The 15272-nt window shown below is 40.5% G+C and carries 9 protein-coding genes; 6 read left to right on the top strand and 3 right to left on the bottom strand.

Going from position 1 to position 15272, the window contains the following annotated elements; all coding sequences use genetic code 11:
• The first annotated feature begins 195 nt into the window (after positions 1 to 195).
• The 6 genes from R9C00_17765 (at position 196) to R9C00_17790 (ending at position 11868) form a co-directional block, all read left to right on the top strand.
• Complete coding sequence (locus tag R9C00_17765; GenBank protein ID WPO33551.1) at positions 196 to 6288, top strand: Ig-like domain-containing protein; 6093 nt, start codon at positions 196 to 198, stop codon at positions 6286 to 6288.
• 57 nt (positions 6289 to 6345) lie between these two features.
• Positions 6346 to 7266 carry a type IX secretion system membrane protein PorP/SprF gene (locus R9C00_17770; GenBank protein WPO33552.1) on the top strand — a complete coding sequence of 307 codons (921 nt, stop codon included), beginning with the start codon at positions 6346 to 6348 and terminating at the stop codon, positions 7264 to 7266.
• A gap of 69 nt (positions 7267 to 7335) precedes the next feature.
• Positions 7336 to 9543, top strand: a complete 2208-nt coding sequence (locus R9C00_17775) for a carboxypeptidase regulatory-like domain-containing protein (GenBank protein ID WPO33553.1) — start codon at positions 7336 to 7338, stop codon at positions 9541 to 9543.
• Positions 9544 to 9668: 125 nt separating this feature from the next.
• Positions 9669 to 9968: a hypothetical protein gene (locus R9C00_17780; GenBank protein ID WPO33554.1), complete on the top strand. Its 300-nt coding sequence runs from the start codon at positions 9669 to 9671 to the stop codon at positions 9966 to 9968.
• Between the two features lie 69 nt (positions 9969 to 10037).
• Positions 10038 to 11060 carry a glycosyltransferase family 9 protein gene (locus R9C00_17785; protein ID WPO33555.1) on the top strand — a complete coding sequence of 341 codons (1023 nt, stop codon included), beginning with the start codon at positions 10038 to 10040 and terminating at the stop codon, positions 11058 to 11060.
• A gap of 31 nt (positions 11061 to 11091) precedes the next feature.
• Positions 11092 to 11868 carry a YdcF family protein gene (locus R9C00_17790; GenBank protein WPO33556.1) on the top strand — a complete coding sequence of 259 codons (777 nt, stop codon included), beginning with the start codon at positions 11092 to 11094 and terminating at the stop codon, positions 11866 to 11868.
• Positions 11869 to 12470: 602 nt separating this feature from the next.
• On the opposite strand, the gene R9C00_17795 is transcribed toward R9C00_17790, so the two are convergent.
• The 3 genes from R9C00_17795 to R9C00_17805 are packed head-to-tail and all read right to left on the bottom strand — an operon-like array spanning position 12471 to position 15272.
• A complete protein-coding gene (locus tag R9C00_17795; GenBank protein ID WPO33557.1) occupies positions 12471 to 12947 on the bottom strand; it encodes a hypothetical protein in 477 nt (158 codons plus the stop codon).
• A gap of 32 nt (positions 12948 to 12979) precedes the next feature.
• Positions 12980 to 14056, bottom strand: a complete 1077-nt coding sequence (locus tag R9C00_17800; protein ID WPO33558.1) for a hypothetical protein — start codon at positions 14054 to 14056, stop codon at positions 12980 to 12982.
• The gene (locus R9C00_17805) at positions 14040 to 15272 is read right to left on the bottom strand and encodes a hypothetical protein (GenBank protein WPO33559.1); all 1233 of its coding nucleotides are present in this window, start codon (positions 15270 to 15272) and stop codon (positions 14040 to 14042) included. Before R9C00_17805 ends, R9C00_17800 begins: the two co-directional genes overlap by 17 nt.

Genomic DNA, 15272 nt, shown 5'->3' on the forward strand with positions numbered 1-15272 from the left:
TCCAATCCAAAACTTACATGGGAAATAGTTAGTTTTGACCAAAATTATCTTCAACTCTACTACCCTCTAGCAGCCAAAGGCTCACTATTTGCTTTTTCGAGGTATAAAGCAAAAAACCAAAAAAAGACGACTAATCCTTAATTTATTACATCAACACTAACAATTGGCGTCATTTTCCGCAATAAAACATATTACATGAGACTCAATAGTTACTTTCTAGTTTTATTAATTCTTGGTGCAGTTCACTCAAACCTCTTTGGAAAAGGAGTTGATGGTGGGGATGAATCCGCTACTATGACTTTGTTAGCAAGCAAGGGTAAAATGCCTAATGCCGCTCCTGTGATCATTGGCCTTGCCGACCCTAACCTCAGCTTTGACGAGGACACTAATTACACCCTACTGCTTTCGGACATTGATTTCACAGACGATGATGCAGGTGACACGCATACCTTGGAAATTAAAAATGGCACTTACGCAAATATCGACAATATTGACTATGCCACTAACACCATCACCCCAGACGCCGATTACGAAGGGGATATTAGTGTGATTATAAGGGTATATGACGGCACTGATTATAGCGCTGAAAAAGTGATCACGATCACAGTGGACAATACAAACGATGCTCCTGTGATCAACGGGCTTATCAACCCTAATCTCAGCTTTGACGAGGACACTGATTACACTCTACTGCTTTCGGACATTGATTTCACAGACATTGATGTTGGTGACACGCATACCTTGGAAATCATAGGGGGACCTTATACTGATTTCACATTCGACGCCTCTAACAAAATCTCCCCCGTAACAAATTTCGTTGGGGACATCACGTTCACCATAAGGGTCTCTGACGGAACCGATAGCGATGAAGAAGACGTGACCATCATAGTTAACCCTATTAAAGATATTCCAGCTTTTGCAGACACGTTATCTCCTCCAGCTACCGTTAAGGAAGACTTATTATATTCTTATAAATTCACCGCTACAGATGGTGATGGCGAAACTCTTAGCTATTTTATTGAAAAGCTACCAGGTTGGGCTACCTTTGATGGAACCAACGGGTTATTAAGCGGCACACCTGAAAATGACGATGTAAAAAACTATACTGACATAAAAATATTCGTTACTGATGGAAATTCAGCTCCCGTTGAGTTTGGACCATTCAACATTGAGGTAACCAATGAAAACGACGCTCCTACTATATCGGGGACTCCTCCAAGTTCTATAGGAATTGGATTTGATTATATTTTCGAACCTAGCTATACAGATATTGACCTTGCAGTTGATCCAGGAGAAGTGCTTACTTTTTCGCTTACCAACAAGCCTGGTTGGTTAACTGTAAATACCACCACAGGTAAGCTAACAGGTAGTCCCGCTCCTGCCGATGAAGGTACTGAATCAGCTATTATACTTACCGTTACAGACGACGACGGTTTGAGTGCCTCTATTGGTCCTTTCGATATTGAAGTATTTGAAGTGCTGACCAATGAAGCTCCCATATTCTCAAATGCACCAAATGCATCTTACTCTATAAATGAAGATACTGGATTCTCATTTGATGCCGATGCTACTGACGATGATGGCGATGAATTATTTTACTATATAAGCTCTAATAATAAGCCTGATTGGTTAACCATAAACACAAATTCTGGCGAGTTTTCTGGAACACCTGATAATGATGATGTAGGTAGTTATACGGGTATCGTAATTTCCGTAACTGATAATAAATCTGCTCCTGTTTCCTTAGCTCCTTTTGATATAGAAGTTGTAAATATAAATGATGCCCCTCAAATTCTAGCCAATAATCCAATTTCTGCGGTTAATGAAAAATCATACTACGAGTTTATACCAAATGTTGAAGATGTTGATATTATTCATGGCGATAAATTGACATATAGTATTGAAGACACAACAGGGTTAGGTAGTTGGCTCATATTTGATCCAAACACTGGCAAGATTAGTGGTACACCAGATTATGATGATGCTGGCTTTTTTAGTGGTATTACTATCAAAGTAACTGACAAGGATGGTCCCATAAAAAAAACTGTTGTAGTATTCGACCTAACCGTCATCAATGTAAATAGACTGCCCGAATTTACAACTCCCCCATCACCTGCTACAAGCGTAGTAGAAGGAAACCCTTATTTATTTGAACCAATAGCAACTGATGAAGATACTGTCGTAGCTGCTCTTAAATATATTATTGCCAACCAACCAAGTTGGGCTAACTTTGATACAAATACAGGCAAACTTTCTGGCATTCCTACAGATGGTGATGCTGATACGTATTCAGACATTACCATTAGTGTAACAGATAATATTTCTGCTCCAGTAGCTCTTACCCCTTTTGATATCGAAGTTCTAAATGTCAATAATCAGCCTACACTCAATGACATTGCTACTTCAGCCATTTTGGAAGACGCCGATGAGCAAACCATCTTTATCTCGGGGATTACCGATGGAGACATTGCCGATGCACAAACCCTTGAGGTAACAGCAACTGCTATAAATGACCCAAAGGGCTTGATAACTAACCTAAAAGTAGAATATACTTCTCCTGACCAAATCGGCAAGGTGAAATATACCCCTGCCGAAAACCTTAGCGGCACTGCGGAGATTCAAGTTACCGTGGATGATAAGAGCGGTACCGCCAATGGAGGAATAGCCACCATCTCAAAATCATTTGTAGTAGAAATCACTCCAGTGAATGATGCCCCTGTTATTGACCCTGTTGGTGACCAAGCTCCTATCTTAGAAGATGCTACAAAACAAACCATCACGCTAAGTGGAATAGGAGACGGTGACCCTGACGTAAACCAAACAGTAAACCTTACAGTAAGGAGTTCCAACACATCTATTATTCCAGACCCTGTTTGGGACGAAAGTACTTCAACGCTAACATACACCCCTGTACCTAACGCAAATGGAACAGTAGAAATCACCATTACTCTCGACGATGAAAGTGGTAACGCTAACGGTGGATCCCCTATTTATGAAGAAAAATTCAATGTTACTGTCACAGCCGTTAACGATGACCCTACCTTGGCCGCAATACCTACTCCTGATGCTATCCCTGAAAATGCAGGGGAGCAAACCATTATCCTTACAGGAATTGGCGATGGAGATGCGGAAATAATACAACCACTTACTATTACTGCAACAAGCAACAACACAACCTTAATAAACAACATAACCATAACTTATGTGCAAGAGGAAAGTACTGCCATATTGAAATACACCCCTGAAACAGATCAAAATGGTACTGCTACTATTTCAGTTAAGGTTGATGATGGCGCTGATATAAAAGAAAGGACGTTCGACGTAGAAGTGCTACCTGTAAACAGCCCCCCTACTATTGATAATATCGCTACACAAACTGTATTGGAAGATTCAGGGCTAAAAACAGTAGACTTAACCGGTATTACAGATGGTGATGCTGAAGTAAACCAAACTATCACTATCACAGCACTTAGTTCTGACCCAAGTATCATACCTAACCCAGTGGTAAACTATAGCTCTGGAAGTAATGAAGGAACGTTAAGTTTTACTCCAGAAGCTGAACAAAATGGTCAAGTGACTATTACTGTTAGAGTTACAGATGATGGAACAGAGAATAACCAAACGATAAAAACTTTTGTAGTAAACGTTACCTCGGTGAACGATGAACCTACAATTGACCCGATAGGAACACCTTCGGCTATTTTGGAAGATGCTGCTGAGCAAACAATTAGCTTATTGGGCATAAGCGATGGTGATGTGGAAAGAGAGCAGCGGGTTCTCATAAATGTCTCAAGCAGCAATACAGATCTTATACCTAACCCCACTGTTATTTATACTGATGGAGAATCAAATGGCTCATTGAAATATAAGCCCGCAGCCAATAAAAGTGGTACTGCTGAAATTACAGTAACCATTTCGGATGATGGTGGTGTCTCTAATAATGGGGACAATAGCAAAACAGTTATGTTCTTGGTAGAGGTCACCCCTGTAAATGATGCACCTACCATCTCGGACATACCTAACCCTCCGATTATAAGAGAAAGCACGGGACCTCAGCAAGTAGTAAACTTGGCAGGTATAACAGATGGCGACTTGGACTTTACCCAAAATCTAACAGTTACAGCAGTAAGCTCCAACAAGTCTTTAGTCCAAGAAATAGAAGTGGACTATGTACCTAATCAAAATACAGGTCTTCTACTTTTCTCACCCGTTCCTAACCAAAATGGTGTAACAACTATTACTGTAAAGGTAAAAGACGATGGGGGAACGTTAAATAATGGAGTAGATTCTACAACTGTCTCTTTTGAGTTGACTGTAGAAGGAAGAAACAATGCTCCTACCATAGATGCGGTATCTGATCAAAAAATACTGGAAGATTCAGGTCCTCAAACCATACGCCTAAGAGGTATAAGAGATGGCGACGATGGTAGTCAAAAAATCACTCTTTCAGCTACAAGCTCTAACCCTGGTATCATTCCAGTACCTGACATTGCCTATGACTCAGGTGATATTGAGGCAATATTGACATATGCACCAGTTAATGGAGTAAATGGCAGCTCTATCATTACTGTGATGGTTCAAGATGATGGCGGTACTGCAAACGGCGGAGTGGATTCAAAAACTATCAAATTTGAGATTGAAGTAGCAGAAGTTAATGACAAGCCTACGATCGACCCGTTGACAGATACTGTTACTATTTTGGAGGATAGCCCTTTACAAACCATCAACCTAACGGGTATTTCCGATGGGGATGATGATAGGGTTCAAGCTATTACGGTTTCAGCCACAAGCTCTAATCCTGAGCTAATCCCCAACCCTGTTATTGAATATACTGATGGAGATCCTACTGCAACTCTGACATACAAACCAAAGGACAATCTGTACGGAAATGCTACTATTACAGTAACCGTCCAAGACGATGGAGGCAGTGATATAACGGGACAAGAAGACACCAAAGAATTTGAGTTTGTTGTAGTTGTCCTTCCTGTCAATGATGCTCCTGGGATAAACCCTGTTGAAGATCAAGTATATTTTGAGGACGAGACAAGGACTCCTTTGACACTATCGATGATTATTAAAGCAGATCCTACCGATTTACTCCAACAAGTAGTATCGGTAGTAGCTACAAGTTCTAACCCAGCAATTGTACCTAACCCTAGTATATTGTATAGTGCAGGAAACGTAACTGCTGAGATGACCATATCTCCTCTACCTCAAGCCAATGGAACTGTTACGATTACGGTAACGGTCTTGGACGATGGAGGTACTGAAAACGGTGGGAAAAATAGTACAACGATAGATTTCAAACTTGATGTAATTCCATCGAACGATGCGCCAACCCTCAACCAGATTATAGACCAAGCAGAAGTGTTAAAAAATGCTGGCAAACAGGTAATCCCATTGACAAACATAACAGACGGAGACCCTGACCTTGACCAAAACCTTACCATTACCGCAGTCTCAAGCGATCCTTCTATTACAGGTGATATTACTATCGATTATGATCCTGATTCTACTTACGGAACGTTGAGCTATACCCCTCTTCCCGATGCCAGAGGAGAGGCTACAATCACCGTAACAGTCAAAGATGATGGAGGTGTCAGGCCTTCTCCAGTAGATGGTAAAATTAGAGACAAGGACACGAAAATAGTATCATTCAAAGTGAAAGTTGGTATTAAAAACAATGCTCCAGTAATTGTTGACGATGGAGGTGATGTGTTAGATGAATTGGATGTAACTACCCCAAAAGATATGCCTGTAGAAGTTTGCCTAAATATTGTGGAAATCGATCAGGATGAAATAGTATTTGCAGGTATGCTCACTGAACCTGAAAAAGGAGAAGTGACTTTTGGAGAAGATATGTGCATGACCTACACTCCAGCAAGCGATCAGCTCAGTGGTAACGACTTTTTTGAAATTGTGGTTTGTGACGATGTTTCTGGAGACCAAGCCTGTGATACACTAAGAATCAATATGGTCGTAAACCCATCTGAAAACATCACCGTGTACGACGGTATCTCTCCTGGCTTTGATGGCAAAAATGATAAGTGGGTCATCGATGGCATAGAAAACTTTGAAGGAAATACTGTTCAGATCTACAACAAAACAGGAATGTTGGTTTTCAGTACGAAAGGTTACAATAACGAAACCGTGTACTGGGAAGGACAATCTAACAGCGGTTTAGGTAGTGGAAACGGTGACAAAATACTACCAAAAGGAGTCTATTTCTATGTGATAGATTTCGGTAATGGAGGAGCACAGTTGAAAGGCTATGTCCTTATACGATAACACAAACTTCTATTTTTACAACTAATTGGACTCAATACCATTTAACGATAAAACAAAATGGGTAAACTTATAAAAAACTTACTGAGCCTACTTGCTTTCCTTACTATCACGAACCTAGCCTTCGGTCAGCAACAGCTTATTTATTCTCAATATATGTTTAACGGTTTGGTAATAAACCCTGCTTATGCTGGCACGCACGAAGCGCTCAGTGTGACAGGCACTTACCGCCACCAATGGGCAGGCTTTGAAGGAGCACCTAACTCCCAAACCATCTCTGCCCACTCTCCAATCCCCCGTAAAAGGATAGCCTTAGGAATGACCATTTTCAACGAAAATGTTGCATTTACCAAGCAACTGGGAATGCAATTGGCTTATGCTTACCGCATTCCGCTAAAAGATGGAATTTTGTCACTTGGGATACAGGGAGGTTTTTTAGACTACAGGGAAGACCACAGCCAACTCAACCTTTTCAACCCAAATGACCCAAACTTCACTGGCGAGGATGTGAAAGTATTTATGCCAAGTTTTGGAACAGGGCTTTACTACTTAAGCAACAAGTTCTTCTTAGGGTTTTCTATCCCTCAGCTAGCTATCTACAACAACAATGACGAAGCAGTAGATATAAAACAAGTTAGGCAATACCTACTTACTGCCGGTTACATTATGGATATCAATAATGACATCAAGTTTCAACCAAGTGTCTTGATAAGAGGAAGGGAAGGTGAGCCTATGTCTTTTGATATTAATGGTACATTGATTTTCAATGAGGTATTTAGGTTTGGGCTTTCGTACCGCCACAATACATCGTTAAATTTCCTTACTCAGCTACAGATCACAAATAAATTACAAATGGGATACGCCTACGATCTTTCTACTAATAATATTGGAGAAGTGAGTAGCGGCTCACATGAGATCATGTTAAATTACAGATTTGATATACTGAGGGGAATTGGAAATATTCCTTCCAAGTTTTTTTAAACAACACTAACTAGCATTGGTAAAAAGCCAAAATCGAAGTAACTTGAACTGAAACTCAAAGGATACCCAATGAAAAAATCACATCTCTTAGCTTTAATACTCCCTTTATTGTTAGCTTTTAGTTTGGCGAATGCTCAAGTTGACAACCGCAAAGGGCTTATCACTAACACAAAAGCTATTCTTAAAAAGGCTGATAAAGAATATCAGAGAGAAGCGTATACGGCGGCGATTGACCTCTATAAACAAGTTTTAGAAAAAGAAAGCACAAACAACGATGTCAAACTGAAAATAGCAGAGGCTTACCGCCTGTTAAACATACCCGAAGAATCCGAAATATGGTTCAGGCAAATAGCCGATAATGCAGCCTATTTCAACTCCCTCAACCCAGTAGTTCAATTTCACTTTGGGTTAGTATTGGAAAGCTTAGGGCAATACAACTATGCAAAGGAGTGGTTTGAATCTTATAGAAAACTAGCCCCTACCGACCAAAGGGTAGTGAAAAAACTGGAGAGTATTTACAACATAGAAAAGTTCTATGTTGATTCTTCTTTATATGTCCTCAAGCACCTCAAGATAAATACGACCTCTTCCGAATTAAGCCCAACCATATACAATGGGGGGATTGTTTTTATTTCAGACAGAAGACCTGAAGATGACAATGACGCAAACTTTAACCCTGATAGTGTTTATTTCATGGAGATGTATTACAGTAGGTTAATGGATGATGGCTTGTTCGACAAACCTGTTGTGTTCAACAATAAATTAGCTCCAAATTATCATAAAGGGGCAAGCATATTTTATGACAACGGCAAGAAAATGATTTTCACCCGAAATACGAAAAGCGGTATTTCCCTGAGCCAACTCGGCTTGTATTTTTCTCAAAAAGCTGCCGACAGCGAAGAATGGATAAGAACAAGACCTTTTACCCACAACAGCAATAAATACTCTATTGCCCACCCTGCTGTTACAAGCGATGGGAAGACACTCTTTTTTACTTCTAACCTAGAAGGTGGAAGAGGAGAAACAGACATTTGGGTTTCGAGACAAGATGAGGACGGAAAGTGGGGCGAGCCCGAAAACTTAGGTAAGAAAGTAAACACCCTTGGCTCAGAAGGCTTTCCTTTTGTTTACCAAGATACCCTTCTATATTTCTCTTCTAATGGACACGGTGGTCTAGGCGGTACCGATATTTTTAAATACAATCTCAAAACCGGAGAAGGTCCTATCAATGTTGGATACCCTATAAATAGCAAGAAAAATGACTTCGGTTTTGTAGTAGATCAGCGTGGCTACACAGGATATTTTTCTTCCAACAGAGATGGTAGTATAGGCACAGATGACATTTACCAATTCAATAAGCATGTTTTTATTGAAGGTAAAGTGAATGAAAAAGGTACAAAAGACGGAATTGCCAATGTATCGGTATTATTGAAAGATGAGAAAACAAATGAGCTGAAAGGCGCTGTGACCGATGAAGCTGGTAATTATAAAATAAAGCTCGATTTAGATGCTGCTTACAGGATGTTTGGTGTTAAAAATGGCTATAAAATTGGTCAAGAGCAAGTTATTACCACTTTCGGCAATTTCACTCCACTCGACAATATAGGCTTAGAACTTCAACGTGAAGATTTGTTGGCAAAAGGTAAAGTATTTGATTCCAATGGATTTCCTGTAGAAGGAGCTTATGTGAGACTACTTGACAACAGCAACAACAAAAGCAGGCTTGTTACCACAGGTCCCGAAGGGCAATATACCTTCACCCTCAAGTCTGAGAGCTGGTACACGGTCACTGTAGAAGCAAAAGGCTACTTCTCAGATAAAGCGGAACTTGATGCTTTCACTAAGAAATTCGGCAGTTTCGAAAACTCATTTAAACTCCAAGCTGTAGAGCTTGACAAATGGCTGGTAATTAATAGCATTAAATACGGTGACAACAAGTCGGATATAAAACCTCTGGAAGAAGCTTCATTAGATAACTTAGCAAACTTCCTTAACAGCAACCCGTCATTATTCATCGAAGTAAAAGTACATACAGACACTAGAAATACAGAAAAATTCAACCTCGACCTTTCCAAAACCCGAGCCAGAACCATCCTTTACCATCTCGCAAAGAAAGGAGTTGAGGAACACAGAATTATTTCTAGTGGATATGGAAGTAGCCAACCATTGCACGACTGCGAAACTTGTTCGCTCCAAGAAAATGAGCAAAACCGCAGGGTAGAAATCATGCTTAGGCAAGATGTGAGCACTTCGGGCAGTGGTTCTAGAAGGAGGTAAAACTTCATACGACAAAAAATTACTTATTTTTCATTACTAACTCCCAGTCCGTAAATCCCTTACGGACTGGGAGTTTTCTTTTGTAGTAGATCATAAAAAAATGGTGCAACTAAAAACTAAAAGCCATGACTACTACAATTTTTAACCAAGACCCAATCATTGCCAATACTTTTCATAACCTTCCTGAGCAATTGAAACAAGCATTCTCCATGGAAGACATTCATCGTATCCTCAATGAAAAAGTATCTTACTACTCAAGCTTGACATATAGCGAAAAATGCCGCGCAACCAAAACGAGCATGGCAGTAGAAATTCAAAAAAGATTGAGAAGAATGGGCATTACCCTCACCAGAAGACAGGTTGAGTTTATCCTTTGGGCAGAAGAAGATTATTACCTCAGTCTAGGCGACAGGTATTATGAGTAAAAACTTTCTTTTAGAAGCAAATAGAAAAGCATTTTTATAATAAGGCGAGGTGTTTACTTTTGTGGTCTTATGCAAAAGACCTACAACAAGATTTTGATTGCCCAAACTGCTTTCATTGGCGATGTGATTTTGGCTACAGGCCTGATCGAAAGCCTCACCAAAGCCTATCCTAATGCTCAGGTTGATTTTTTACTACGCAAAGGCAACGAAGGCTTGTTCCAAGGACATCCGAAGCTTCACAAAGTTTTAGTTTGGAACAAGAAAGAAGGCAAGACCAAAAACCTGATCAAGCTCATTGGCAATATCCGCCAAGAAAAATACGACTTGTTCATCAACTTACAACGATTTGCCAGCTCAGGCATCCTAACCGTGCTTTCTGGAGCTAAAGAAACCCGTGGCTTTTCCAAAAACCCTCTTTCAGCTTTTTTCAGCAAGAACTTCGAACACAACATCGCCCCCGATGCTACAAATCCACCACACGAAGCAGAGCGAAATCATTCCCTCATCACCGATCTTAAAGGAGTGAAACCAGCCAATTTGAGGCTCTACCCTACTCCACCCGATTTTGACAAAGTAAAAAATCTTACCCAATCTCCTTACATTTGCGTAGCCCCTGCCTCCGTTTGGCACACCAAGCAACTTCCAGCCGAAAAGTGGGCAAGTATGATCGACGCACTCCCTTTTGAGGGAAATATCTATTTACTTGGAGCGCCTGGCGATATAGCTACTTGCGAAAAAGTCAAAGAGCTTTCACATAAAGAAAACATCAAAATATTAGCTGGGCAATTCAGTTTGCTCCAGTCTGCTGCACTGATGAAAAACTCTGTGGCAAACTTTGTGAACGACTCGGCACCCATGCACATTTCTTCTTCGGTAGATGCGCCAACCTGCGCCGTTTTTTGCTCCACTATTCCTGGTTTTGGTTTCGGTCCGCTTTCTTCAAAAAGAGCATTGGTCGAAATTGAAGAAAAATTGGATTGTCGCCCTTGTGGTTTGCATGGAAAGTCTTCTTGCCCCAAAGGGCATTTCAATTGCGCCATGAACCTACAAAATGAGCAATTTGTAGCTGCTTTTGAAAGTCTAATATCTTAAATTCTAACTCATACCTAACACGCTATTTTACATGTTTTACGTACTGTCCAAAACTATCTACCTTGTAGCCATGCCCCTAAGCTGGGTATTTATCCTATTGATTTTTGCTCTTTTCACCAAAAAGAAAAACCGCAGAAAAGCAGCACTAATTTGTTCCATCCTTGTTCTCTATTTTGGTTCAAACACCTACTTTGCAACAAAGCTTGTTGACTGGTGGGAAATCCCTGCCGTGCCACTGAAAGAGCTAAACTCTCCTTATGATGTGGGAATAGTGTTGGGAGGAATGAGCGAAGGCTTTCGCAAACCAGCGGATAGGGTTTATACCAAAAGAGGAGCAGATAGGCTTATCCAAGCAGCACATTTGTGGAAAAACGGGTTGGTGGAAAAGCTTATGGTTACAGGTGGATATTACCACTTTACCAGCTCCGTAAGCGGCTCGGAAGCCCAAGCCATGGGCGACTTACTCAGGCAATGGGGCGTGCCCGACTCGGTGATAATCATGGAGCATATTTCTAAAAATACGAGGGAAAATGCCACCATGTGCAAAGCAATGCTAGACAGCCTTGGCTACAATGCTAGCACAAACTATGTGCTTATTACCTCTGCCTTCCATATGCGCCGCTCCGATGCTTGTTTTGAAAAAGTAGGGATAGATGCAGATGTTTTTAGTACCGACTTTTTGGCTATGAAATACTTTTGGAACTGGTGGTTCTTATTCGAATGTGATGCTAGCAACTTGCATAATGTCACCAAAATCATCCACGAAATGGTAGGAATGGCTGCGTATAAGGTTACGGGGTATATTTAAGTGAGGAATATTCAAAAGCGAGTGATTTAAACCACTCGCTGGAGGTACGAACTAGGGGTGTCTCACAAGTTGAGGTTCGGTTGGTTTTCATACAAATAAGTATTTTAGGGCGACCCCTTTAAAGCGCATGACATATACTAACTTACATAGTACGGAAACGCTTTTGTTAAAAACAAAGCCCTGATACTGTTAAAAATTGTTTTAAAGAATGATGGCTTAAAAAGAAGTAGCCCATAAATCAATAAAATGACACCTAAATGGTTAGTCCTAAAACATCTTATAAGATTGATAAAAAGCAAGAAAAGGAACTCTATCACAAGCATTACCTTTTTAAAGAAGCCTTTCTTGTCAAACCAACCCCAATTCCTTTATTTGTAAAAACAAGCTACTATTTATAACTAGGCGGGGTATTTATGCCCCGTACCCTTCCACGTAACCTAAGGGGCTTTAGCCCAAACTAAAAGCTGGCATTGCTCGATATATCATTTAGTTTCGGCTAAAGCCGATTTAAACACCAACTGTTGCGGGGCTTAAAAGCCCCGCCTAGTGAAAAAAACTTTAAATCAATAAAATGCTACTTAAATGGGTAGCCCTAAAGTTATTTATTCCAATCTTATCAGTAGAAAAACAATGGCAATTGCAGGCGCTACTCCTAACAACCCGCCTATAATCCAAAAGTATTTTACATTTCCAACCTTGTAAAAGCCATCAACCATTACATCAGTAGAATCACCTTCTGAATAAATCACCTCTAGCTCATTTCTATTAACATTAATAAAAACCTTTTTCGTCCTAAACAAGTATGTATCACCTGCTGAGTCAGTATATTCTACCTCACAGAGGTATCCACCAGATGTTTTTACTGTATCCTTAGTGCCGTATGCATATTCATATTTTTGGCTTTTGAAACTTGCAGGAATCCTTTTTACAACCTTACCTACAGTTTTTATCCCATTTCTTTTCAGTCTTTGTTCTTTAATTATTTCAACAATACCCATGACAAACAATAAGCTAATAGGTAAGCATATTATCAAAAGTGCCAAAATTCCAATAAATATGTCATTCACTTCGCCTTCCATGCCTAAAAGTTAATTTATGCTTGATACAAACCCTACCCTCTCGCCATTTTAAGCTTTGCTTTCTTCGTGTTATTCGCTACAATGATCCTCATATTGATAATAAAACCGAGGATTACCAACCCATTCCCGATTCCTGCCCATTGTTGCAAGGGGAAATAAAGAAAGGAGCTACCTAATACTCTTGCAAGCAAAGTCAGCTGTAGCAGCACTGCCCATACATAAAGCGACTGGTGAAATGGACGCTCTTTCAACTTCAAAACTCCTGGCAAGATGATAGGGCCGTGGGCAAAAATCATGGACATGATGAAACCTATGAAAAAGGTATGAACCAGTGCATCGTAGGAAATGACAGCGTAATCACTCACTACAATGAGCATTCCCGAAATGAGCAGCCACGTATAACCCATGATAAGTAGCACCGCAGAGTAACGGTGCAGCCCCGGCTTTTTGACCGACTTCCACACCATATCGTACTTGAGCAGCCAAAGAGCGATCAAGCCCATAGAGACTCCACAAATCGCTTTGCCCAAGCCGTGGAAAGGCAATGCGCTCCCTACCACAAAAAAGAGCATCAGCACAAGCAGGATCCCTCTATGCACATTGGTAATGGGCAAAAATTGATTCAGTTCCAACCGCTCGGCTGCGATAGTCAGCAGCAAAAATGACATCCACCATGTGATGGCCTGCAAATAGGCCTCATCCATAAAAAGCAAGACGTTCCCCACCAACCAACACATAGCTGCTACCCACATAATCTTATGAGGGAGCTGTGGATATTTCACATTTATCACCCCAAAAATAATGTTCATCCCTACACCTCCCGCACACAAAAGCCCGTAGCCAACCTTCACTTCTCCCAGCAAGAAAAATACGATGCTCAGCCCATTGACGATGGGAAAAAGGTAATAAATGGTCTTTTTGAGGGTGACTATTCGCTCAAACATAATTACAGTTCCCAAGAAGCTTCCCACCATAATTGCCCCATGGGTGATGAAGGTTTTCCCCGCTGGCAATTGGAACCCTAACCGAAACCAGCCAGACCAAATACCCAAAAGCAACGATAGAAACACAAAAAATAAAACGGGTATTTTTTTATAAATCTCTTTCATGACGATGATTGATTGAAAAGTAAAAAAGGACACAGCCCAAAAGCATCACCAACGAAGCCACTAAAAGCATTTGGCTCAAGTTTGGAATAGCTCCGACTATGGCTGGTAGAATTAAAAAAAGTTCGTTGAAAAACAAGCCCATCACTAGTAACCCTGAGGCGAGCTTTGCTAAGGGTTTTGCACTATTAATCAGGTTGAATTTAAATGCGATAAACCAAAGAGCTAAGGTCACAAATCCTAAAAGCACCAAGTGCAAATAACCGATTACAATGCTTCGATTGGCAAAGGCAAATTCGGCGGCAAAGGGGAAAGCGGAACCTAACTGCAAACAGTTTTTTAGCATAAAGGCAAAAACAGCTAGAAGTACGATGACCTTTTCATGGATATTCAGTAAATTTTCCATTTTCCTTTTGTTTTGGATAACAAACAAAAGAAAATAAAACATCCCTCCAAACTGAACAAGGGCAGAAACTCCTGATATCAGCCAGATCCAAAAGCTTGGGTCGAGCCACAAAGCCGATAAACCATAGGTGGGAAAAACGGAGACCAAGCTTAGCATGAAAAACCTTCTCAATAGTCTATTGTCAGAATTGACCCCAGCCTTTTCCACCAAAAACAACAATAGCCCAATCACTGCAAAAGTGAACCAACCATTGTACTGAAAATGGAGGTAGAAGTAAATAAGCAAGTAATACCAATCCGATTGTCCTGTCATGGCTTTAACTGGCCCTAATGCAAGTGGTGCCAAGTTTGCCAATACCATCAGCAGCAAGCCCCACTTCACAAACTGGAAGGACTCCAAATGCTTTACCGAAAGAGATATTTGCGCTTTTCTGATGAAAACAGTGGCAAAACACATGGAAAGGAAAGCATGCAAAGCTGAAAAAACGATAGACCAAAGGCCGTAACCTGTGAAGGGAAAAGTGAACAACATTCCCATATTTGCCACTTGAAAGACAACAAACAAGTAGAAAAACTTGCCTGAAACCAGGCTTTCCTTGGGCAAATAGGCTTTCATCAAAAATACGAACAACGCCATGAACACCCAGCCCAAAAAAGCCAAGTGCGAATGCGCATGTATCAAATATGGATACACCAGTCCCTTGATAGGATAGACTAATTGCAAGCGCAAAATACATCCAAAAATAGCTACAATCACCAAATTAATCGCAGCTATTTTGAAAGGGAAATTCGTATTTTTAGATAAATTGAACAC

Source organism: Flammeovirgaceae bacterium SG7u.111, assembly GCA_034044135.1.
In the GTDB taxonomy this organism is placed as follows: domain Bacteria; phylum Bacteroidota; class Bacteroidia; order Cytophagales; family Flammeovirgaceae.

Bases quoted from the DNA above. Each gene is read 5' to 3' on its own strand.
- R9C00_17785 (WPO33555.1), top strand. From the start codon at position 10,038: ATGCAAAAGACCTACAACAAGATTTTGATTGCCCAAACTGCTTTCATT.
- R9C00_17775 (WPO33553.1), top strand. From the start codon at position 7,336: ATGAAAAAATCACATCTCTTAGCTTTAATACTCCCTTTATTGTTAGCT.
- R9C00_17765 (WPO33551.1), top strand. From the start codon at position 196: ATGAGACTCAATAGTTACTTTCTAGTTTTATTAATTCTTGGTGCAGTT.
- R9C00_17790 (WPO33556.1), top strand. From the start codon at position 11,092: ATGTTTTACGTACTGTCCAAAACTATCTACCTTGTAGCCATGCCCCTA.
- R9C00_17800 (WPO33558.1), bottom strand. From the start codon at position 14,056: ATGAAAGAGATTTATAAAAAAATACCCGTTTTATTTTTTGTGTTTCTA.
- R9C00_17780 (WPO33554.1), top strand. From the start codon at position 9,669: ATGACTACTACAATTTTTAACCAAGACCCAATCATTGCCAATACTTTT.
- R9C00_17770 (WPO33552.1), top strand. From the start codon at position 6,346: ATGGGTAAACTTATAAAAAACTTACTGAGCCTACTTGCTTTCCTTACT.
- R9C00_17795 (WPO33557.1), bottom strand. From the start codon at position 12,947: ATGGAAGGCGAAGTGAATGACATATTTATTGGAATTTTGGCACTTTTG.